Genomic DNA, 22,289 nt, shown 5'->3' with positions numbered 1-22,289 from the left:
TCGGGTGGCCGCATAACCGCTTCCGCCGGCGCGGACGAAACGGCAGGATCGGGGGCATGGAACGCACCGTACCGCCCATGACCGGGACCGAGCGCGAGACCCTGAGCGCCTACCTCGACTACCACCGCGCCACCCTCGCCTGGAAGTGCGAGGGCCTCACCGACGAGCAGCTGCGCCGTCGGGCCACCCCGCCGTCCACCCTCTCCCTGCTCGGCCTGCTCCGGCACATGGCGGAGGTGGAGCGGCACTGGTTCCGCCGGACGGTCGGCGGGGCGGACGTGCCGCACCTGTGGTCCGACCGGCACGACTTCCAGGCCGCCTACGAGGTCGACGCCGCCACGGGAGCGGAGGCCTTCGCCGCGTGGCGGGCGGAGGTGGAGCACTCCCGCTCCGTCGAGAAGGCGGCGCCGTCGCTGGAGGTGGCGACGTTCGTCCCGAAGTGGGAGAAGGAGGCGTCGCTGCGGATGTTGATGCTGCACATGATCCACGAGTACGCCCGCCACAACGGCCACGCCGACCTGCTGCGCGAGGCCGTCGACGGGTCCACCGGCGCCTGAGCCGGCGGCTCGCCCGCCCTACCACGCGCCCGCCTGGCCTCACGCCCGCCCGACCGTCCGACCACCCACCGGCCCGCCCGAACGTCAGGCGGCCCGCCAGTACCCCAGGCTGTTGACCCGCTCCTTCGGCAGCCCGAGGTCCTTGCGCAGGTACGCCGTCAGGCCGCGGGTGGTCGCCGTGTCGCAGGCCAGCCACACGTAGGCGGTCTCGGGGTCGCTCCCGAGCATCTCGGGGAGTTCGGCCCTGACCCGCTCGGCGAGCGCCGTGCCGGCCCGGGGCACCCGGCGGATCTCGTGGCGCTCCGCGTCGACGCGTACGGGCAGTTCCTCGTCGGAGGCGTGCTGGGTCTCGAACCAGATGGTGGCCGGGGTCTGCGGGTAGGCGTCCAGCAGGGAGTTGATGGCGGGCAGGGAGGCCGGATCCCCGATGACCAGCAGGCGCCGCGGCTGCGGTCGCGGCGCCTGGAAGCCGGTGCCCTGGACGGTGGCCTCGACGGTGTCGCCGGGCTTGGCCCCGCGCGCCCACCGGCTGGCGAGGCCGTCGTGCAGGGCGAACTCGAAGGCGAAGGTCCCCGTGGCCGGATCGGGGTCCACCAGCGTGTAGGCCCGCTGGTGCGGTCGGGGGCCGCCCGGGAACCAGACCCGGACCCACATGGTGGGGTGCAGCGATTCCCCGGCCGCCGCGAGGAGTCCGCCGTCGCTGAAGCGGACCCTGCGGAAGTGTTCGGTGACCTCCTCGACTCCGGTCACCGTGAACGTGAAGTCCTTGCCCCGCATGAGCTTGAGGACGACGCCCTCCCACCCCTTGCCGACCGCCATGTCCGCCCCTCCGCCAATCCGTCTTATAGTAAGGCCAGCCTAACCTAATGCGCTTGGGGAAGAGTGTGAGCAGTGTGACTAACGAGGCCTACGAGGTCTACCGCGACAGCTGGGGCATCCCGCATCTCCGTGCGTCCGACCCCCTGGCCCTCGCCCACGCCCAGGGCCGGGTCACCGCCGTGGACCGGGCCTGGCAGTTGGAGGTCGAACGGCACCGCGCCCAGGGCTCCAGCGCGGCCTTCCTCGGCGCCGAGGCCGTCACCTGGGACCGCTTCGCCCGCCGGGCCCGCCTGGACGACACCGCCCGCCGCTGCCACGAGGCGCTGCTCGCCGACGACCCCGACACCGCGGCCTGGGTCGCCGCCTACGTCGACGGCGTCAACTCCGGCCTGGCCGAAGGCGCCGCCCGCGACGAACGCTTCGCGCGCAGCGGCCACGTCCCCACCCCGTGGGAGCCCTGGGTACCGCTGTCCATCTGGGTCGCCACCCACATCCTCTTCGCGGGCTTCCCCACCAAGCTGTGGCGCGAGCGCGTCGCCCGCGCCCTCGGCGACCGGGCCGCGACCCTCTTCGCGACCGACGGCCCCGGCACCGCCGGCAGCAACGGCTGGCTGGTCCCCGGGGACCGGACCGCGAGCGGCTCGGCGATCATCGCGGGCGACCCGCACCGCTTCATCGAGGACCCGGGCGTCTACCAGCAGATCCGCCTGTCCTGCCCCGAGTACGACGTGCTCGGCATCGCCGTCCCCGGCGTCCCCGGCCTCGCCCACTTCGGCCACACCGGCAGCGCCGCCTGGGCCATCACCAACGCGATGTCCGACTACCAGGACCTCTACGTGGAGCGGCTGCGGCCCGCCGCCGACGGCGACGGCCTCGAAGCCCTGGGCCCGGACGGCGTCTGGGAGCCCGTCACCCGCCACACCGAGACCATCACCGTCGCCGGCGGCCCCGACGAGAGGGTCGAGGTCCTGGAGACGGCCCGCGGCCCGATCGTCATCGGCGCGGAAGCGCCCACCCCGGGCACCTCCGGCGCCGACGGGGCGGAGGAGGTCCTCTCCCTGCGCTACCCGCCCCGGGTCCGCCGCGACCTCGGCTTCGCCACCCTCCCCGCCCTGCTGCGCGCCCGCACCGTCGCCGACATCGACCGCGCGCTCGACGGCTGGGCCGAGCCCGTCAACGTCGTCCACGCCGCCGACACCGAGGGCGGGCTCCTGCACCGCGTCGCGGGCGTGGTCCCGCTGCGCGACCCGGCCGGCCGGCTGCGCCCGGTGCCCGCCTGGGACTCCCGGTACGCGTGGCGGGGTTGGGCGACGACCCCCGCCGAGCCCGTGCAGGGCTTCGCCGTGATGGCGAACGCGCGCGGCATCGCTTCCCCGCTGGGCGTGGAGTTCGCGCCGCCGCACCGCGCCGACCGGATCCGCGAGCTGCTCAGCGGCTCGGCGGACTGGACCCCGAAGGCGATGGCGGACGTACACGCCGACACGTACCTGGCCTCGGCCGCACCGCTCCTGGCCCTGCTGCCCGCCCTCGACGGCCTCTCCCCCGCCGCCGACGCCCTGCGCGCCCGGCTCCTGGCCTGGGACCGGCACATGGACGCCGACAGCACGGACGCCACCGTCTTCGCGGCGTTCCGGACGGCGACGGTACGCCGCTTCGCCGCCGATCCCGTCTTCGCGGGCCTGGCGGACGCCCCGGGCGGCCCGGAGGTCTTCCACCCCTGGCAGTACCTCGTACCCAAGATCGGCTACGCCCTCGAAGGCCTGCTCGGCACCGACCTGTTGCCCGATCTGGACCGCACGGGCCACGTCCGCGCGGCCCTGGAGGAGACGGCCGGCGCCGGCGCCCCCGAGGCCGCCTGGTCCTCGGTGCACCGCCTCGCGCCCTGGCAGGCGCTGCCCGCGCCGGACGCGGAGGACGACTGGCCGGGGCTGGGGGGCGACCACGACTGCGTGAACGCCACCTCCTCCGTCCCCGGCTTCACCGACCGGTTCGCCCGCGCCTCGGCCGCCCGCTACGTGTGGGACCTCTCCGACCGCGAGGCCGGACTGTGGGCCGTCCCCCTGGGCGCCGACGGCGTCCACGGCTCGCCGCACCACCGCGACCAGCTCCCCCACTGGGCCCGCTGCGAACTCATCCCGATCGTCACCGACTGGGACCTGCTCACGAAGGAAACCTCCGGATGACCACTTCGACCCGCCGGCCCGTGTACGAACACCTCGTCGAGGGTTTCGGCACGGTCACCATCGCCCCCGTCGACCCCGCCGCCGACGCGGCCCTGATCCACGGATGGGTCAGCGAGGAGCGGGCCCGCTTCTGGGGCATGGCCGGGGCCGACCGCGCGCTGGTCCAGGAGATCTACGAGGACGTCGACCGGCGCACGACGCACCACGCGTTCATCGTCAGCCGCGACGGTGAGCCGGTCGGTCTGTTCCAGACGTACGACTGCGCCGAGGACCGGGTCTCCGAGTGCTACGAGGTCCAGCCCGGCGACATCGGGGTGCACCTGCTGATCGGGCCCTCCCGGGGCGCGGTCGAGCACGGCTTCAGCGCGGCCCTGATGACGGCCTTCATGGGGTTCGTCTGGTCCGACGGCCGCACCCGCCGCGTGGTCGCGGAGCCGGACGCCCGCAACGAGAAGGCCATCGCCCGGCTGGTGCGCACCGGCTTCGTGCTCGGTCCGGAGGTCGAACTCCCCGAGATCGACCTGCCGGAGGTCTACCTGCCGGCCAAGCCCGCCCGCCTCGCCTTCCTCGAAGCCCCGGCCGTCGCCCGCTGAGGAACCGCCGGCAGCCGCCGCGGGACCGCCGGGGAACCCCTCGGCGGTCCCGCGGCGCCCGACGGAATCAGCCGTCCGACACCCCGAGGTCCGCGCGCATGGCCGAACGCATCTCCCGGAGCAGGGCCCACAGCTCGCGCTGGGCCTCGGAGACCGTGGCAGGCGTCTCGCCCGCCTCGGGTGCGCCCCGCTCCAGGCGCTTGACCTGGCCGTAGACCTCGCTCAGGGCGCGGTTGACGGCGGAGGCGGGGCCGAGGACGGCGTCCGGGGCGATCATCTGCGCCTCGGAGAAGCGGTCGCGCTGGGCGTCCTTCGCCTGGTCGAGCGCCTCCCGGTCCGCGTCCTCGATCGCGCGCTCGCGCAGGACGTGCAGATGGCGGTTGAGGGCCGTGGTGAACTGCCGGGCGTCCCGGTTGAGGTCCGCGTAGCAGGTGCGCCGCAGCGTCAGGTACGCGCGGGTCTCCTCGTGGCCGCGTACGAGTTCTATCTCCCGACGTTTCGCGCGCTCGCCACCGCGTTGCGTGAGCAGGGCGCCGCCCAGGGTGCCCGCCACGCCCGCGATCGCGATGATCATCGCCCCGATCTCCATCCGAGTCTCCCCCTGTGCTTCGTCCGCCCCGACCGCCCAGTGTGCGGGACACGACGCAGGCCCCGCACCAACGGGTGCGGGGCCTGCGGTCGTTCGGGGGGAGGGATCAGCCCTCGGAGACGCCCAGGCGCTCCAGGATGAGCTCCTTCACGCGGGCCGCGTCGGCCTGGCCCCGGGTGGTCTTCATGACCGCGCCGACCAGGGCGCCGACGGCCGCGATCTTGCCGCCGCGGATCTTGTCGGCGATGGCCGCGTTGCCGGCGATGGCCTCGTCCACGGCCGCGCCGAGCGCGCCCTCGTCCGAGACGACCTTCAGGCCGCGCTTGTCGACGACCTCGTCCGGGGTGCCCTCGCCGGCGAGGACGCCCTCGATGACCTGGCGGGCCAGCTTGTCGTTGAGCGAGCCCTCCGCGACCAGGGCCGCGACGCGCGCGACCTGCGCCGGGGTGATCGGCAGCTCGTCGACGGAGACGCCCTGCTCGTTGGCGTTGCGGGCCAGTTCGCCCATCCACCACTTGCGGGCGGCGGCCGAGTCGGCGCCCTCCTCGATCGTGGCGACGATGGAGTCCACCGCGCCCGCGTTGAGGATCGACTGCATGTCGTGCTCGTTGACGCCCCACTCCTCGCGGAGACGGTTGCGGCGCACGCGCGGCATCTCGGGCAGGCCGGCGCGCAGCTCCTCGACCCAGTCGCGGGCCGGGGCGACGGGCACCAGGTCGGGCTCCGGGAAGTACCGGTAGTCCTCGGCGTTGTCCTTGATGCGGCCGGCCGTGGTGGAGCCGTCCTCCTCGTGGAAGTGCCGGGTCTCCTGCACGATCGAACCGCCGGACGAGAGCACCGCCGCGTGGCGCTGGATCTCGAAGCGGGCCGCGCGCTCCACGGAGCGCAGGGAGTTGACGTTCTTCGTCTCCGAGCGGGTACCGAACTCGGACTCGGGCGTCGGGCGCAGCGACAGGTTCACGTCGCAGCGCATCTGGCCCTTGTCCATGCGGGCCTCGGAGACGCCGAGCGCCTTGATGACCTCGCGCAGCTCGGCGACGTACGCCTTGGCGACCTCGGGGGCCCGCTCGCCCGCGCCCTCGATCGGCTTGGTGACGATCTCGATGAGCGGGATGCCGGCGCGGTTGTAGTCCAGCAGGGAGTGGGACGCGCCGTGGATGCGGCCGGTGGCGCCGCCGACGTGCAGCGACTTGCCGGTGTCCTCCTCCATGTGGGCGCGCTCGATCTCCACGCGGAAGATCTCGCCGTCCTCCAGCTGTACGTCGAGCCAGCCGTTGAAGGCGATGGGCTCGTCGTACTGGGAGGTCTGGAAGTTCTTCGGCATGTCCGGATAGAAGTAGTTCTTCCGGGCGAAGCGGCACCACTCGGCGATCTCGCAGTTCAGCGCGAGACCGATCTTGATGGCCGACTCGACGCCGATCGCGTTGACGACGGGCAGCGAGCCGGGCAGGCCGAGGCAGGTCGGGCAGGTCTGCGAGTTGGGCTCGGCGCCCAGCTCGGTGGAACAGCCGCAGAACATCTTGGTCTTGGTGCCGAGCTCGACATGGACCTCAAGGCCCATGACGGGGTCGTACGACGCGAGGGCGTCTTCGTACGACAGCAGTTCGGTGAAGGTGGTCACGGTGAAACTTTCCCTCTCAGCCCAGCAGGACGTCGTCGTTGCCCAGGCGCTTCAGCTCGCGGTACAGGATCGCGAGGCCGGTCACGATGGCGGCGGCGGACACGACGGCGTCGACCAGCTGCAGCGTGTCCTGCTCGGTGCGGGCCTTGCGGGCCTGCTTGATCACGCTGATGGCACCGAAGGCGGTGGTGCCGATCGACAGGTACGTACCGGACTTGGACTTCTTGAAGCCCTTGGCCTTGGACAGTGCGCTACCACTCACAGCGACGGTGCCTCCTCAAGCAGCGGGTGACCCCAGCGTGCGACGAAGGCGGCCTCGACGGCCGCGCCCACCTTGTACAGGCGGTCGTCCTTCATCGCCGGGGCGATGATCTGCAGTCCGACCGGGAGACCGTCCTCCGGGGCCAGGCCGCAGGGGAGCGACATGGCGGAGTTGCCGGCCAGGTTGGTCGGGATGGTGCACAGGTCCGCGAGGTACATCGCCAGCGGGTCGTCGGTGCGCTCACCGATGGCGAAGGCGGTGGTCGGGGTCGTCGGGGAGACGATCACGTCGACCTGCTCGAAGGACTTCTCGAAGTCCTTCGTGATGAGCGTGCGGACCTTCTGGGCGGAGCCGTAGTACGCGTCGTAGTAGCCGGAGCTGAGCGCGTACGTGCCGAGGATGACGCGGCGCTTGACCTCGTCGCCGAAGCCGGCCTCGCGGGTCAGCGCGGTGACGTCCTCGGCCGACCGGGTGCCGTCGTCGCCGACGCGCAGGCCGTAGCGCATGGCGTCGAAGCGGGCCAGGTTCGAGGAGCACTCGGACGGCGCGATCAGGTAGTACGCGGCCATCGCGAGGTCGAAGGACGGGCAGTCCAGCTCGACGATCTCGGCGCCGAGCTCCTTGAGGAGCTCCACCGACTCGTTGAAGCGCTGGACGACGCCGGCCTGGTAGCCCTCGCCGGCGAACTGCTTGACGACACCGACGCGCATGCCGGCGACGGAGCCGTTGCGGGCCGCCTCGACGACCGGCGGGACCGGGGCGTCGATGGAGGTGGAGTCGAGCGGGTCGTGGCCGGCGATGACCTCGTGCAGGAGGGCCGCGTCCAGGACCGTACGGGCGCACGGGCCGCCCTGGTCCAGGGAGGACGAGAACGCCACCATGCCGTAGCGGGAGACGCCGCCGTACGTGGGCTTCACGCCGACGGTGCCGGTGACGGCGGCGGGCTGGCGGATGGAACCGCCGGTGTCCGTGCCGATCGCGAGCGGCGCCTGGAAGGCGGCCAGCGCGGCCGCGGAGCCGCCGCCGGAGCCGCCGGGGATCCGGGTGAGGTCCCAGGGATTGCCGGTGGGGCCGTAGGCGCTGTTCTCGGTGGAGGACCCCATGGCGAACTCGTCCATGTTGGTCTTGCCGAGGATGACGACGTCGGCTTCCTTCAGCTTGCGCGTCAGGGTGGCGTCGTAGGGCGGGATCCAGCCTTCGAGGATCTTCGAACCGACGGTGGTCGGAACCCCGACGGTGGTGAAGATGTCCTTCAGCGCGAGCGGGACGCCGGCCAGCGGGCCGAGCTTCTCGCCGGCGGCCCTCTTGGCGTCGACGGCGCGGGCCTGCGCGAGGGCGCCCTCGCGGTCGACGTGCAGGAAGGCGTGGACCTTCTCGTCGGTCGCGTCGATGCGGGCCAGGTGGGCCTCGGTGACCTCGACGGCCGTGAGCTCGCCGGAGGCGATCTTCTCGGCGGTCTGGGCGGCCGTGAGCTTGATGATCTGGTCGGTCATGGTGGTTAGTCCTCCCCCAGGATCTGCGGCACCTTGAAACGCTGCTGCTCCTGGGCGGGAGCGCCGGAAAGCGCCTGCTCGGGGGTGAGCGACGGACGGACCTCGTCCGCGCGCATGACGTTCGTCAGCGGCAGCGGGTGGGAGGTCGGCGGGACGTCTTGGTCGGCGACCTCGGAAACGCGGGCGACCGCGCCGATGATGTCGTCGAGCTGTCCTGCGAAGTGATCCAGCTCAGTGCTGGACAGCTCAAGGCGCGCCAGCCGAGCGAGGTGGACGACCTCCTCGCGCGTGATGCCAGGCATGCAGCGATCCTCTGGGGTTGGTGAATCGGGCTTTGGCCCAATCCTAGAGGGCGCCATCACCTGTCGACGCAGCGCTTTGTTCCATCCCCGCGTGAGAGGGGATCACGGTTGGCCCGCGAACCGGTCCGGCTCGTCGCTGGGGGCATCCCGGGCACGTCCCTGGAAAGTGTCGTCTCGGGCGGGGAAATCCCGTTGAGTATAGCGTCCGCTACGGAAGGTGCCCGGCGCCGACGGGGCCGCGTCCGCGGGCCCCGCCGGGGTCAGGGCAGGGGCGTCGGGGTGTCCGCCGCGGCCGCCGCGGCCAGTTCGGCGTTGATGTCGGCCGGGCGGCGCCAGCCGCGTTCGCCGCGGGCCAGGAGCCAGGCGGTGGCCTCCTGGGGCGGCATCGCGGCCGCGACCAGCCAGCCCTGGACCGCGTCGCAGCCCAGGTCCCGCAGGCGCTCCCACGTCTCGTCGTCCTCGACGCCCTCCGCGACGACCAGCAGGCCGAGGGAGTGCGCGAGGTCCACCGTGCAGCGGACGATCTCGGCGTCCTGCGCGTCGACGGCCAGTCGGGCCACGAAGGACCGGTCGATCTTCAGCTCGCTGACCGGCAGGCGGCGCAGGTGTACGAGGGAGGAGTAGCCGGTGCCGAAGTCGTCGAGCGACATCTTCACCCCGTGCCCGGTCAGCCCGGCCATGGTGTCGGCCGCCCGCTGGGGGTCCTCCAGCAGCACGTGTTCCGTTATCTCCAGCTGGAGGCCGCTCGCCGGTACCCCGTGCCGGGCCAGTCGGGCCGCGACGGCGCCGGCGAAGCCGGGGGTGTGGACGTCGCGGGGCGATACGTTGACGGCGACCGGGACCTTCAGTCCTTGGGCCCGCCAGCGGGCGACCTGCGCGAGGGCGGTCTCCAGGACGTACTCCGTCAGGTGCGGCATCAGCCCGGAGGTCTCGGCGATGGCGATGAACTCGTCGGGGGGTACGCGGCCGCGTTCGGGGTGGACCCAGCGCACGAGCGCCTCCAGCCCGGCCACCTGTCCGTCGAAGCGGACCTTGGGCTGGTAGTGGAGTTCCACCTCGCCCGCGTCCAGCGCCCGGCGCAGGTCGCCGAGGAGGCCGAGGCGGTCGGGGGTGTTGCTGTCGCGCTTGGACTCGTAGACCTCGACGCCCGTGCGGTCCCGCTTCGCCTGGTACATGGCGACGTCGGCCCGCCGCAGCAGTCCCTCGGCGTCGAGGGCGTGGTCGGGGAAGACGGCGAGGCCGGCGCTGGCCTCCAGGACGAGGGTGAGGCCGTCGAGGTCGAGGGGGGAGCTGAGTTCGGCGACCAGGTTGCGGGCGACGCGCTGGGCGCTGGTGGTGGAGTCGGCGAGGGGCAGCAGGACGGCGAACTCGTCGCCGCCGAGCCGGGCCGCCTCGGCGTCCGGCGGGAGGGCCTGGCGCAGCCGTTCGGCGATCTGGAGCAGCAGCCGGTCCCCCGCCAGGTGGCCGAGGGTGTCGTTGACGGAGCGGAAGCGGTCCAGGTCGATCAGCACGAGCGCGGAGCGGGTGCCCAAACGTTCAGCCTCGTCCAGCGCGGACCAGGCGCGCTCCAGCAGCCACTGCCGGTTCGGCAGTCCGGTCAGCGGGTCGCGCAGCTGTTCCTCGGCCCGTGCGCGAGCGATCCACAGGGTGGAGTCGAGTGCGATGAGCGGTACGGCGAACAGCGGCAGCAGTACGGGCATGCCCGCGGCGACCACGCAGATCAGCGGGGCGATGCCGAGCAGGGCGGCGGCCACGAGCGCCTGGCGGAGCAGGGCCGTGCGGGCCACCGTGGGCAGTCCCGCGCCGCGCGGGTTCTGCGAGAACCAGAGCAGGAGGCGGGTGACGGCGAGGTAGGCCAGGGCCACGAGCGCGATCTCGGGGGCGGCCGCGAGGTCCCAGTCGACGGGCAGCCACGGCCGCGCCACGGTCGGTACGTCGCCGAAGGCGGCCAGGACGAGGGCGCCCGAGGCGATGCCGAGGAGGTCGACGGAGCCGTGCAGCAGGCCCTGTCGCCAGCGGTGCCGGCGGGCGGCCCCGACGAGGGTGACGACGGCCAGCGAGACGAGTCCGGCGGGGATCCACCCGTAGAGCAGGAGCACGCCGAGGGTGAGCGCCGCGCCGGATCCGGTGCCGCCCCACCAGCGGTCGCGCCCGAGGGCGACGAGGTGGCCGACGATGACGCCGGTGAGGAGGGCCAGCGCCCAGCCGACGGTGCCGCCGGGGAACAGGGCCTGACGTTCGATCAGCGCCATGACGACGCCGCCGACGAGCACCGCGGCGGACAGTCCCACGACGATCAGCGGCAGCACGGTGCGCCGCCCCTGTCCGCCGCCGCCCGCTCTCGTGTCCAGCGGGTGCGTCCGCGGCGTCCTGGCACCCAGGACACCGATCCGGCCCGTCCGCATGGACGGGATGTCCCCGCCGAATTCAGGTGACGGGTCGGCGCTTTCGGTGGGTTTCATGCCCGTCCCTCTCACAGCCGGCGATGCCGATGTCACGCGATGGCCCCGATGTCATGCCATCACGGCCGGAGCGCATCAGGCAGCCGTGCACGACAGGCGCACCCCACAACAGTAGGACGCGAGAGGCTCCCAGGGGCAGCGGTCGGCGGTGGTTGCCCGAATGCGACCCAGCCATCCTCATCAGTACGGTATCCGCCGAACGGGTGAGTTTGGACCAGGACCCCCCGGTCACCCTTCCGATGATCCGACAGGTCACCGGCCCTCGAACAGCCTTGTACCGGCCGTTTGCCACCGGGCACCGCGCCGGGCGTGCGCCCGCCCGTACGGCCGCACGCCACGCATCAGTTCGCCTCCGCGGATCCCCGCGCGACGGTTCCCGTGTGGGTTACTACTCCCCTTCGGCCCCGCCGTCCAGGGGGAGCGCGGCCTCGCGCGCGGCGTCCGGCCCCCGTTCCAGCAGCACGGCGAAGCCGGCGTCGTCGAGGACGGGGAGCTTCAGCTGCACGGCCTTGTCGTACTTGGAGCCCGGGTTGTCGCCGACCACCACGAAGGAGGTCTTCTTCGACACGGAGCCGGTCACCTTGGCGCCGCGGCTCTGGAGGGCCTCCTTGGCGCCGTCCCGGGTGTGGCTCGCCAGGGTGCCCGTGACCACGACGGTCAGGCCCTCCAGGGGGCGCGGGCCCTCCTCCTCGCCGGCCCCCTCCTCCTCCATGCGGACGCCGGCCTCGCGCCACTTGCGCAGGATCTCGCGGTGCCAGTCGACGGCGAACCATTCCTTCACGGAGGCGGCGATGATGGCGCCGACCCCGTCGGTGGCGGTCAGCTCCTCCTCCGTGGCCTGCTCGATGCGCTCGATCGAACGGAACTCGCGGGCCAGGGCCTCGGCGGCGACGGGGCCGACGTGACGGATCGACAGGCCGTTGATGACGCGGGCGAGGGGGCGGTCCTTGGCGGCGGCGATGTTCTCCAGCATCGCCAGGGCGTTCTTCTTCGGCTCGCCCTTCTGGTTGGCGAAGACGGTGACGATCTTCTCCTCGCCGGTCTTCGGGTCCCGCTTGGGCAGTCCGCTGTCCGGGTCGAGGACGTACGCCTTGATGGGCAGCAGCTGTTCGACGGTCAGCCCGAAGAGGTCGCCCTCGTCGAGCAGCGGCGCCCGCGCCGGCTCCAGCGGACCCGTGAGCGCGGCCGCCGCCACCATGCCGAAGTTCTCGATGTCCAGGCACTGCCGGCCGACCAGGTAGAAGACCCGCTCGCGCAGCTGGGCGGGACAGGTCCGGGCGTTGGGGCACCGGACGTCGATGTCCCCCTCCTTCATGGGCCGCAGCCCGGTCCCGCAGGCGGGGCACTCGGCCGGCATCTCGAACTCGCGCTCGGTGCCGTCGCGCAGGTCGACGACCGGGCCGAGGATCTCGGGGATCACGTCACCGGCCTTGCGCAGGACCACGGTGTCCCCGATGAGCACGCCCTTGGCCTTGACGACCTCCTGGTTGTGCAGGGTCGCGAACTCGACCTCGGAGCCGGCCACCGTCACCGGCTCCACCTGGGCGTACGGGGTCACGCGCCCGGTGCGCCCGACGCCGACCTTGATGTCGATCAACTTGGTGTTGACCTCTTCGGGGGCGTACTTCCAGGCGATGGCCCAGCGCGGGGCGCGGGCCGTGGAGCCCAGCCGGCCCTGGAGGGCGATCTCGTCGAGCTTGACGACGACGCCGTCGATCTCGTGCTCCACCGAGTGCCGGTCGCGGCCGAAGCGGGTGATGAACGCGCGGACCTCGTCGAGCGTGGAGACCACCGCGTTGTGCCGCGCCGTGGGAAGGCCCCACTCGCGCAGCAGCTCGTAGGCCTGTGACTGGCGCTCGATGTCGAAGCCCTCGCGGGCACCGATGCCGTGCACGACCATGTGCAGCGGCCGGCTCGCGGTGACCTTGGGGTCCTTCTGCCGCAGCGAACCGGCCGCCGCGTTGCGCGGGTTGGCGAAGGGCTTGCCCTCGGCCTCGACGAGGCGGGCGTTGAGCTCCTCGAACTTCTCCATCGGGAAGTAGACCTCGCCGCGGATCTCGACGAGGGCCGGGATCCGGTCGCCGGCCAGGCGGTCGGGGATCTCGGCGATGGTGCGCACGTTGGGCGTGATGTCCTCGCCGGTGCGGCCGTCGCCGCGGGTGGCGGCCCGGGTCAGGCGGCCGTTCTCGTAGGTGAGGTTGACCGCGAGGCCGTCGACCTTCAGCTCGCACAGGTAGTGGTAGTCGGAGGTGTTGACGTCCCGGGCCACGCGCTCGGCCCAGGCCGCCAGTTCCTCGTCGTCGAAGGCGTTGTCGAGGGAGAGCATCCGCTCCCGGTGCTCGACGGACGCGAAGTCCGTCTCGTACGCCCCGGCGACCTTCTGGGTGGGCGAGTCGGGGGTGCGCAGCTCGGGGAACTGCTCCTCCAGGGCCTCCAGGGAGCGCAGCAGCCGGTCGAACTCGGCGTCGCTCACGACCGGCTGGTCGTTCACGTAGTACCGGAAGCGGTGCTCCTCCACCTGCTCGGCCAGCAGCGCGTGCTGCTCGCGCGCCGCCGTCGGTACCGCCGTGTCCCGCTGTTCGGCTGCCATGCCCGTGTCCTCCCGTGGCCCCGTCTCGACCGTCACTCAGGGTTGTCGGCGAGCGACCTCGCCGCCCTGACGCAGTGCGCCTGCACCGCGCGCGCGTAGGCGGGCGAAGCGCCCGCCAGACCGCACGACGGGGTGACCACGACGGACTCGGCGAGAGTCCCCGGGGACAGGCCCAGCCTGCGCCAGAGCTTCCTGACACCCATGACGCTACCGCCCGGGTCCGACAACGCGGTGTCGGTGCCGGGCACCACTCCGGCGAAGAGTTTCACGCCGCCCTCGACGGCCTCGCCGATGGCGTCGTCCTCGCGCTCGGTGAGCAACGAGAAATCGAACGAGACCCCCGTGGCGCCGGCCCGGCGCAGCAGCCCGAAGGGGACCTCGGGGGCGCAGGAGTGGACGATGACGTCGCCGTCGTGGACGGAGAACAGCTCGCGCAGGGCGCTCTCGACGACCTGGCGGTCGACGGCGCGGTAGGTGCGGTACCCGCTGGCGGAGCGGACCCGGCCGAGCAGGACGGCGGTGAGCGCGGGCTCGTCGTACTGGAGGACGATCTCGGCGCCGGGGATCCGCTTGCGGACGTCGGCCAGGTGCTCGCGCACGCCCTCGGCGAGGGAGGCGGACAGGTCGCGGCAGGCGCCGGCGTCCTGGAGCACGGCCTCGCCCCCGTGCAGTTCGAGGGTGGAGGCGAGGGTCCACGGCCCGACGGCCTGGACCTTCAGCCGGCCCTCGTAGCCCTGGGTGAACTCCTCCAGGGCGTCGAGGTCCTCGCCGAGCCAGGAGCGGGCGCGGCGGGTGTCGCGTCCGGGGCGGTCGCTGACGCGCCAGCCGCTGGGTTCGACGTGCGCGTACAGGTCGACGAGCAGGCCCAGGGAGCGGCCGATCATGTCGGCGCCGGGGCCGCGCGCGGGCAGTTCGGGCAGGTACGGGAACTCCTCGAAGGAGCCCGTCGCGGTCTTGGCGGCCTCGCGGGCGTCGCCGCCGGGCAGGGAGCCGACTCCGGTGGCGCCCGCGGTCATCGACCGGGCCTGACGGTCAGGTCGTTGACCTCGGCGTCGCGCGGCAGGTCGACGGCCATCACGATGGTGGTCGCGACGGACTCGGCGTCGATCCAGCGCTCGGGGTCGTACTCCTTGCCCTCCTGCGAGTGCACCTTGGCCTGCATGGGGCTGGCGGTGCGGCCCGGGTAGATCGAGGTGACGCGGATGCCGTGGGGCTTCTCCTCGGCGCGCAGCGAGTCGGCGAGGGCCTTGAGGCCGTGCTTGGAGGCGGCGTAGGCGCCCCACTCGGCGTGGGCGGTCAGGCCGGCGCCGGAGTTGACGAAGACGACGGTGGCCTTGGACGCGCGCAGGGTCGGCAGCAGGAGCCGGGTCACCTCGGCGGGGGCGATCAGGTTGACGTTGAGCTGCTGGTGCCAGGTCCTGGGGCGCAGCTCGCCGACGGGGCCGAGGTCGACGATCCCGGCGATGTGCAGCAGGGAGTCGATCCGCTCGGGCATCGGCTGCTTGGAGAAGGCCCACGACAGCCGGTCGGGGTCCGCCAGGTCGCCTACGAGGGTCCGCGCGCCGGGGTGGCGCTCGGCGAGCTGCCGGGCGCGGCCGGCGTCGCGGGCGAGCAGGACGAGGTCGTCGCCCCGGGCGTGCAGGCGGGCGGCGACGGCGGCGCCGATGCCGGATCCGGCGCCGGTGATCAGGTGAGTAGCCATGGTGCCCATGCTCGCACCCCGCCGGGGGTGCGGGTTTCCCCCGGCGGGATCCGGTCTGCGGGCCGGCCGGCGGGCCGGTCCGCCGAGGGCGTCAGAGGTCGATCAGAGGCCGGTTTCGGTGCGCAGGCGGGCGGCGGTCGCGGCGGCGTCGTAGTCGGCGGGGACGCCCTCGACGATGAGGGTCTCGCCGGGTATGTGCTTCGTGCGCAGCGGGAGGATGGCCTGGTAGGCGGGCGAGTCGTACCAGCCGCGGGCCGCGTCGACGTCGGGGAAGGCGATGAGGACGATCGTGCCGGGGAAGGGGCCTTCCAGGACCTCGACCTCCTTGCCGTGGACGAGGAAGCGACCGCCGAAGGGGTCCAGGGTCTCCTGGATCCGCTCGATGTAGTTGAGGACGTCCTCGTGGAGGTCGGTGGGGCGCAGGTGGGCGAAGGCGTACGCGGTCATGGTGTCTCCCCTGTCATGGCCTGCCCGGTGCTCCCGGGCCGTCCCCATGATCGTGCCCGGTGGGCGCGGCGGGGTCGATTACCTCCGGGGTCATGCGGGGCCGGCGGTGGGGGCGGATGCCGGGGCGGCCTCGTGGCCGTGCGGCCGGAAGGTGCGGCGGTAGCCGATCGGGGAGACGCCGAAGGCGGTGCGCATGTGCTGGCGCAGGGAGTTGGCGGAGCCGAAGCCGGCCCGGTGGGCGACCAGGTCGACGGGCAGGTCGCTGGACTCCAGCAACTGGCGGGCGAGGTCCAGGCGCTGGGCGGTGAGCCATTGGACGGGGGTCGTGCCGACCTCGTCGCGGAAGCGCCGGGTGAAGGTGCGCAGGCTCATCCGGGCGTGGCCGGCCAGCTCGGCGAGGGTGAGCGGTTCCCCGAGGCGTTCCAGGGCCCAGGCGCGGGTGGCGGTGGTGGTGGCGACCGTGGGGGTGGGGACGGGCCGGTCGATGTACTGGGCCTGTCCCCCGTCGCGCCAGGGCGGTACGACGCACATGCGGGCGGCGCGGTTGGCGACGGTGGTGCCGTGGTCGCGGCGGATCAGGTGCAGGCAGAGGTCGACTCCGGCGGCGACGCCGGCGGAGGTCAGGACGTCGCCGTCGTCGACGAAGAGGACGTCCTCGTCGACCGCGACGCGGGGGTAGGCCCGACGGAATTCGGGGGCCAGGTTCCAGTGGGTGGTGGCGGGGCGGCCGTCGAGGAGCCCGGCGGCGGCGAGCACGTAGGAGCCGGTGCAGATGGAGACGAGGCGGGTGCCGGGGCGAATGCGGGCGACGGCCGCGGTGACGGCGGGGGGCAGCGGACCGCCGTGGGCCAACTCGGGCATGGCGTGGGTGGGCGGGACGATCACCGTGTCGGCGGCGGCGAGGGCCTCGGCGCCGGCGGCGGGCTGCACGGTGAACCCGGCGTCGCTGAGCACCGGGCCGCCGTCGGCGGTGCACACGGTGACCTCGTAGAGGGGCCGGCCCTCCTCGTCGAGGGCGCTGCCGAGGACCCGGGAGGGGATGCCGAGCTCGAACGGGGGGACGCCGGGCAGGGCGAGGACGGCGACGCGGTGGAGGGCGGGCTCCACCGGATTTCCAGGTTCTGTTTCCACTGCCTTCGTCACCGCGCTCATGGCCAGATCCTGTCACATAGTGGCCATCCGGCCAACACCACGGAGGTCCCCGGTGCCCGAGTCTGGGTCCACTGCCGGGGAGAACCCGGTATCGAACGGTTGGGAATGGAATGAGGCGGAACAGCATGCGCGCGATGGTCGTGACCGAATTCGGTGACTCCGAGAAGATGGTCGAGCGCGAGGTGGACCGGCCCGAGCCGGGCCTGAACGAGGTCCTGGTCCGGGTGTGCGCGGCCGGGGTCAACCCGGTGGACTGGAAGACCCGCCGGAGCGGCGGCCTGATCGAGTGGGGCGCGGTCCCCGTCGTCGGCTGGGACGTCTCCGGCACCGTCGAGGCCGTCGGCGGCGGCGTGACGATCTTCCGTCCGGGCGACGAGGTCTACGGGATGCCCCTCTTCCCCCGCCAGGCCGGCGGCTACGCCGAGTACGTGGTCGCCCCCGCCCGGCACCTGGCCCCCAAGCCCGCCGCGCTGAGCCACGTGGAGGCGGCGGCCCTGCCGCTGGCCGCGCTCACCGCCTGGCAGGCGCTGGTGGACACCGCCGACGTGCGCCCGGGCGAGCGGGTCCTCGTGCACGCGGCGGCCGGCGGCGTCGGGCACCTGGCGGTGCAGATCGCCAAGGCCCGGGGCGCGTACGTGATCGGGACGGCGAGCGCGGGCAAGCACGAGCTGCTGCGCTCGCTGGGCGCGGACGAGGTGGTGGACTACCGCGAGGTCGCGTTCGAGGACGCCGTCTCCGCCGTGGACGTGGTCCTGGACGGACTCGGCGGGGACACCGCCGAGCGCTCCCTGAAGGTGCTGCGCCCCGGCGGCCGGCTGGTCACCCTGCCCGGCCCGGACGCCCTGCCGGCCGAACCCGGCGACGTCCGCGCGGACTGGGTGCTGGTGGAACCCGACCACCTGGGGCTGCGCGAGATCGCCGCGCTGGTGGAGGCGGGATCGCTGAAGCCGCTGATCGACACCGTGCTGCCGCTGGAGCGGGCCGCCGAGGCCCACGGGATCGGCGAACTCGGCCGCACCACCGGCAAGATCGTCCTGACGGTGGCCTGACAACCGCACACGGAACGTCTATCGGATGGCCCCACGCCAAAGGAACGGTTCTTCCTTCTCGAACCAGGTCTCACGCTGTTCGAAATCGGAGAGCGCGAGACTCATCTGGCGCCGGAACTCCCGTCCGTGTCCGGAGTCCTTGAGGTGGCACAGCTCGTGTACAAGGACGAATTCCACAAGGCTGGCCGGTAGCTGCATCACGGCCCAGTGCACACGGATGACACCGCCGGGTGTGCAGGCACCCCACCTGTGGCCCAAGTCCTGCACGGCCACCTCGGCCGGCTGGACCCCCAGACGCAGCGCCACGGCCGGCGCACGGGACGCCAGCCAGCCCCGCCCACGGTCCTCGTACCAGCGCGCAAGTGCTTCAGCCCCTGCGCCGGGGGTGGCGGGCGCGGGAAGTTCGAGCCACCCGGCGATCAGGCGGACGCGCGCGCCCGGGCCATCCGGTACCGGTCTGAGCCGGTACCGGCGCCCGAGGTAGGCAAAGCTGCTGCCGCCAACCAGTTCCTTTACCGGCTCGGCGGGCCGGGCCCGGCGGCGGTGTACCTCCGCCGCAAGGCGCGGCAGCCTGCTGCGTACGGCGGAGGCGACCGCCACCGGGTCCGCATCCGTCGGTACGGCGAACACCACCTCGCCCTCCGCCGTGACCTCGATGCCGAGGGTCCGGCGCCGGGGCCGGACCTCGACACGCCAGTGCCAGCCCTCGGGGAAGGGCAGGCCGGCGATCGCCTGACGAATGGAGGTGCTCACCCGCCATTCCTACCACCCAGCCAGGACAGTGCCCGGGCGCCGGCGTCTGTGCCCTACTGCTCGTAGCGGAGGAAGTCCTCGCGCCGGTGGATCGCGAGCTCCACGAGGGCCCCCGCGATCGTGCCGGTCTCGTCCCAGTCGACGTGCAGCTTTTCCTCCAGGTGGATCCGCAGTTCCTTGCGCACACGGTGCTGTGCGTCGGCCAGGGTGGCGAAGTTCGGGGAGCTCACCAGAGTGGCGATCTTCCAGGTGACGTCACGCGCCGCCTGGTAGAGGTCGATGCCGTCCGGCACGGCGGAGGCGCCGGCCGAGGCCAGTTCTCCGCTGAGCACGGCGTAGACGGGCCTCTCGGTCCACCGCTGCAGCGCCTCCCCAGCCCCCTGGGCCGCGCCCTCCTCGAAGGCGATGATCTCCTCCGCGAGCTGCGCCAGGGCCAATGCAGCGGCGGCCTCGTCGAAGTCGGCGTCCATCTGCCGGATGACCGCTTCAAGGCGCTGGCTGAACTGCTCGTACCGGGACCGATAACCCTCCAGGTGCGCCGTGATCTGGGTCCGGATACGGCTGGTGAGGTACGAGACCCGGGCCCTGGGGTCGGGGTTGGCGTTGACCCGTGCCATGAAGTCGGGGGCGCCGAGTTGGACCGGCGGGATGCGCTCCGCGATCGCCGGTGCCCGCAGGTGCTCCGCGATCAGGGCGCGCACCTTCGCCCCGTAGCGGCGCGGGCTGAACTGCTCTCGACCGTCGAGGTAGCGCTCCCGGGCCAGGTACTGGACCTCGCTGAGCAGCCGGGCGAACGCCTCGTACACAAGCGCCGTGGGGCGGGGCAGGACGGCGTTGAGGGCGTTGAAGAAGTCCCGTGCGAGCTCATCGAACTCGCCCCGCATGAGTGGGTCCCGGAGTACGGCGAGCAGGTCCTCGCGCTGCGACTCGTCACCGAGGGCCCTGACGCCGTGGGCCGTGAGGAAGTCACCGAGGCGCTTGCGCAGGTCGGCGAGCAGGGCGTCGGCCGCCGCGTCCACCTGGAGCCACATCCTTCCCTCGGTCGGCTGAGCGGCCTTGCTGTCCGGGTCGAGGTGGTCGAACGACACATCCTGGTATCCGAGCACCTGCTTCAGGTGCGCGTCCTCGTACTCGGCCATCGAGCGGGCCAGCTCGGGGCCCACGCCGACGTAGTCGACGACCAGTCCCCACTCCTTCTTGCGGTAGGGCCGATTGGTACGTGCGATGGCCTGGAGCAGACCGGCTCCGAACAGCGAGCGGTCCAGGTACATCACCTGTTCCACCGGGGCGTCGAAGCCGGTGAGCAGCATGGAGGTGACGACGAGAAAGCCCAGGGGAGGCTCGCTGACCTCGGCCTCCGGCCGGACGGTGTCGCCGGCGGGAGCTCCGGATCCGGCACCGTGCCAGGGGTCGTTGACGGAGCCGGGCAACTCGGCATCACCGGTGTCGGGCCCAGCGTGCGTCTGGGCAGCCCACGAGGGATCGTCGACAGCGGCGAAGGGGTCGGGCACCGGCACACCGCGCCGGAAGCGGGAGATGTGCTCCTCATGGTGCTTCTTGCGGGTCCACACGTCCCACTCGGCGGGGTCCTTGCCCTTCTCCGACTTCGGCGACGAGATCACCACCGCCGCGTGCACGGAGGCCAACACATCCCGGTGGGGCAGCAGTCTGAGGAGATCAGCCTGCCGGTCGGAAGCGGGGGCCGGGTCATGGGCGTCGCTGCCGAGGGCGTCCAGCTCAGCGACGAGACGGCGCAGTGCCTTCTCCAGCGCCTCGCGGTATGCAACGGCGGCCTTCCGGGAGACGGCGACGACCTGTGCCCCGAAGCCGTCCGGCATGGCCCGGGTCGCCCAGTCCCACACCATGTGCTCAGCCTTCTTGGCGATCACCGACGGTGATTCGAGCACCTGCTTCCTGCGGCCGAACTTCCGCAGGACCTTGGCGCGCTTCTCCGGGTCGGCGGGCACCTTCTGGTCGAATCCCGCGTCCAGGGCGGCCTTCTCGACCAGCTCCAGGCTCACTTGCTGGGCCGTGTAGCGGACGGGCATGACCGCGCCGTCGATCTCGCCGTCACGAAGGGTGTACGTATCGGCGAGCGATCCGAAGATCTCCTCGGTGGTCTTGCGCGCACCGCTGAGAATCGGCGTGCCGGTGAAGCCGATCATGGTGGCATTGGGGAGCATGGCCCGCAGCCGGGCGTTCTGCCAGGCGCTCTGCCCGCGGTGCGCCTCGTCGATGAGGACGACGATGTCGGAGCTCGCGTTCACCACCCGGTTGTGGACGAGGTCCTTCTCGCCGGGAGTCCGGGCGAGGACCTCTTCCTTCCCGTCGTACGTGTCGTCGTCGTCCCGGCGGGCCTTCTGGAGCATGACGAGGACGACGTCGGGCAGGTCGAGGCCCAGGTGGCTGCGGGCGTACTTGACCGTACGCGCGCGGTAGATCTTCTCGTCGGCGGCGGCCATGCTGGCCCGGATCTGCCGCTCCAGGTCCGTGCGGTCGGTGACGACGACGACCTTGTGGCCTTTCAGGTCGGCGTCGCTGCGCAGGTGGCGGACCAGAAAGGCCATGGTGAGCGACTTGCCCGAGCCCTGGGTGTGCCAGGTGACACCGCCCCGCTGGTCCACCTCGTGGCCCGCCGCGACCATCTCACGCCGGTCCCGCAGGCGCTTGGCGATCCTGTGCACGGCCCGGAACTGCTGGTACCGGCCGATGACCTTGACGGTGCGCGGCCCCCTGCCCGCCTCGGTGGTGAAGTCCCGGACGAGGGTCAGCAGGTGGGCCGGCCGGAGCACACCGCCGACGAGCCTCTCCTGAGCATGGAGGTCCGCACGGCTGTCCGGTACGGCGGCCTCGGTGCGCACCTGCTCCGGTCGCGCCGGACAGACCGTACGCCAGGGAGCGAAGTCCTCGGCGTCGGCGGTGACGGTGCCCACCTCGGCGTGGTCGCGGTCGGTGGCGACCAGCACTTGGGCGAACCGCACGAACTCGGCGACGGGGGCCTTCGCCTCGGCGCCCGCGTACCCGATCACGTCCTCGACGGCCCAGTCGATGGCGAACCGCTTGCCTCCCGGACTCGCCAGCGGCGCCTTGCACTCGATGACCACCCAGGGCAGGCCGTTGACGAAGAGGACGATGTCCGGGATCGCGCCGGGGGCTCCGGATCGCACCACCTTGAACTGGGAGACGGCGAGCAGGTCGTTCCCCGTCCCGGCGTCCCCGAGAGGCGCGAACTCCCCCTCCCAGTCGACGAGCCGGACATGCTCGGGCTTGCCCTTGGTCCAGCCGGGCAGGCTGCGCGCGTTGACGCCCTTGCGCAGCGTCTCGGTGACGCTCAGGTTCCCGGCCACGCCTCGGCCGACGCCCGTCCCGAGGAGTGACGCGAACAGGTGGTCGAGTTGCGTGTCGTTGAGCCAGGGCTTGCCGTCCGGACCGGGGTTGATGCGGGCGACGGCGGTGCGGAAGCGGTCGGCGTAGACGGCCTCGGAGAACGAGGAGCGGCCGGACGGGGCGGGGCTGGTGACGGGCTCCCCGGGCGGAGCCCCCTGCAGGTGCTGCCACCCCATGGCGATCAGCTGCTCGATGAGCGGCTTCTCGACCTTGTCGTACTCCGGCTGCGCCATACCGTGCTCTCCCCGCCCGTAGCCGCACATCGCCCCTGCCCCTGAGTCGAACAGGGGTAGGGGCCACTGTACCTACGGGCGCGGACGGGAACGGG

The 22,289-nt window shown here is 72.5% G+C and carries 18 protein-coding genes; 4 read left to right on the top strand and 14 right to left on the bottom strand.

Translation table 11 applies throughout. The annotated features are described in order from the left end of the window. Positions 1–56: 56 nt before the first annotated feature. Entirely contained in the window at positions 57–557 is a 501-nt protein-coding gene (locus tag AB0D01_RS34510; RefSeq protein ID WP_363062375.1) for a DinB family protein, read from the top strand. An 84-nt stretch (positions 558–641) separates the two neighbouring features. On the opposite strand, the gene AB0D01_RS34505 is transcribed toward AB0D01_RS34510, so the two are convergent. Next, complete coding sequence (locus AB0D01_RS34505; RefSeq protein WP_363062373.1) at positions 642–1,376, bottom strand: siderophore-interacting protein; 735 nt, start codon at positions 1,374–1,376, stop codon at positions 642–644. A 65-nt stretch (positions 1,377–1,441) separates the two neighbouring features. On the opposite strand from AB0D01_RS34505, the gene AB0D01_RS34500 reads away from it, so the two are divergent. After that, a complete protein-coding gene (locus AB0D01_RS34500; RefSeq protein WP_363062370.1) occupies positions 1,442–3,559 on the top strand; it encodes a penicillin acylase family protein in 2,118 nt (705 codons plus the stop codon). Further along, the gene (locus tag AB0D01_RS34495) at positions 3,556–4,152 is read left to right on the top strand and encodes a GNAT family N-acetyltransferase (protein ID WP_363062368.1); all 597 of its coding nucleotides are present in this window, start codon (positions 3,556–3,558) and stop codon (positions 4,150–4,152) included. Before AB0D01_RS34500 ends, AB0D01_RS34495 begins: the two co-directional genes overlap by 4 nt. 67 nt (positions 4,153–4,219) lie before the next feature. Here the strand turns inward: AB0D01_RS34495 and AB0D01_RS34490 are convergent, their stop codons facing one another. The 11 genes from AB0D01_RS34490 to AB0D01_RS34440 form a co-directional block, all read right to left on the bottom strand. Further along, on the bottom strand, positions 4,220–4,741 hold the full coding sequence (locus AB0D01_RS34490) for a hypothetical protein (protein ID WP_363062367.1): 522 nt from the start codon (positions 4,739–4,741) through the stop codon (positions 4,220–4,222). 106 nt (positions 4,742–4,847) lie between these two features. Then, positions 4,848–6,362 (bottom strand): Asp-tRNA(Asn)/Glu-tRNA(Gln) amidotransferase subunit GatB, encoded by a 1,515-nt coding sequence (gene gatB / locus AB0D01_RS34485; RefSeq protein ID WP_363062365.1) that lies wholly within the window; start codon positions 6,360–6,362, stop codon positions 4,848–4,850. A 16-nt stretch (positions 6,363–6,378) separates the two neighbouring features. Continuing rightward, on the bottom strand, positions 6,379–6,624 hold the full coding sequence (locus AB0D01_RS34480; RefSeq protein WP_363062363.1) for a hypothetical protein: 246 nt from the start codon (positions 6,622–6,624) through the stop codon (positions 6,379–6,381). Continuing rightward, positions 6,621–8,117 (bottom strand): Asp-tRNA(Asn)/Glu-tRNA(Gln) amidotransferase subunit GatA, encoded by a 1,497-nt coding sequence (gene gatA, locus AB0D01_RS34475; protein WP_363062361.1) that lies wholly within the window; start codon positions 8,115–8,117, stop codon positions 6,621–6,623. Before gatA ends, AB0D01_RS34480 begins: the two co-directional genes overlap by 4 nt. A 5-nt stretch (positions 8,118–8,122) precedes the next feature. Then, positions 8,123–8,419, bottom strand: a complete 297-nt coding sequence (gatC, locus tag AB0D01_RS34470; RefSeq protein WP_267012058.1) for an Asp-tRNA(Asn)/Glu-tRNA(Gln) amidotransferase subunit GatC — start codon at positions 8,417–8,419, stop codon at positions 8,123–8,125. A 260-nt stretch (positions 8,420–8,679) separates the two neighbouring features. Continuing rightward, positions 8,680–10,881, bottom strand: coding sequence for a bifunctional diguanylate cyclase/phosphodiesterase (locus AB0D01_RS34465; protein ID WP_363062358.1), 2,202 nt, complete (start codon positions 10,879–10,881; stop codon positions 8,680–8,682). A gap of 388 nt (positions 10,882–11,269) precedes the next feature. Next, positions 11,270–13,471 carry an NAD-dependent DNA ligase LigA gene (gene ligA / locus AB0D01_RS34460; protein WP_363062356.1) on the bottom strand — a complete coding sequence of 734 codons (2,202 nt, stop codon included), beginning with the start codon at positions 13,469–13,471 and terminating at the stop codon, positions 11,270–11,272. Positions 13,472–13,503: 32 nt separating this feature from the next. After that, positions 13,504–14,487, bottom strand: a complete 984-nt coding sequence (locus AB0D01_RS34455) for a methionine synthase (protein ID WP_363062354.1) — start codon at positions 14,485–14,487, stop codon at positions 13,504–13,506. Beyond that, on the bottom strand, positions 14,484–15,173 hold the full coding sequence (locus AB0D01_RS34450) for an SDR family oxidoreductase (protein ID WP_363062352.1): 690 nt from the start codon (positions 15,171–15,173) through the stop codon (positions 14,484–14,486). Before AB0D01_RS34450 ends, AB0D01_RS34455 begins: the two co-directional genes overlap by 4 nt. Before the next feature lie 102 nt (positions 15,174–15,275). Further along, the gene (locus AB0D01_RS34445; protein ID WP_363062350.1) at positions 15,276–15,620 is read right to left on the bottom strand and encodes a DUF1330 domain-containing protein; all 345 of its coding nucleotides are present in this window, start codon (positions 15,618–15,620) and stop codon (positions 15,276–15,278) included. 90 nt (positions 15,621–15,710) lie between these two features. Continuing rightward, a complete protein-coding gene (locus AB0D01_RS34440) occupies positions 15,711–16,772 on the bottom strand; it encodes a helix-turn-helix domain-containing protein (RefSeq protein ID WP_363062348.1) in 1,062 nt (353 codons plus the stop codon). Positions 16,773–16,897: 125 nt separating this feature from the next. On the opposite strand from AB0D01_RS34440, the gene AB0D01_RS34435 reads away from it, so the two are divergent. Next, positions 16,898–17,821, top strand: coding sequence for an NADP-dependent oxidoreductase (locus AB0D01_RS34435; protein WP_363062346.1), 924 nt, complete (start codon positions 16,898–16,900; stop codon positions 17,819–17,821). An 18-nt stretch (positions 17,822–17,839) separates the two neighbouring features. On the opposite strand, the gene AB0D01_RS34430 is transcribed toward AB0D01_RS34435, so the two are convergent. Both AB0D01_RS34430 and AB0D01_RS34425 read right to left on the bottom strand, forming a co-directional pair. Beyond that, on the bottom strand, positions 17,840–18,574 hold the full coding sequence (locus tag AB0D01_RS34430; RefSeq protein WP_363062344.1) for a YgjP-like metallopeptidase domain-containing protein: 735 nt from the start codon (positions 18,572–18,574) through the stop codon (positions 17,840–17,842). Between the two features lie 53 nt (positions 18,575–18,627). Then, the gene (locus AB0D01_RS34425; protein ID WP_363062342.1) at positions 18,628–22,194 is read right to left on the bottom strand and encodes a type I restriction endonuclease; all 3,567 of its coding nucleotides are present in this window, start codon (positions 22,192–22,194) and stop codon (positions 18,628–18,630) included. Between the last annotated feature and the right edge of the window lie 95 nt (positions 22,195–22,289).

Origin of the sequence: Streptomyces sp. NPDC048606 (genome assembly GCF_040650855.1) — a bacterium.
GTDB lineage: Bacteria > Actinomycetota > Actinomycetes > Streptomycetales > Streptomycetaceae > Streptomyces.
The sequence above is the reverse complement of the archived record's forward strand: the minus strand, read 5'-3'. Positions and strand labels throughout refer to the sequence as shown.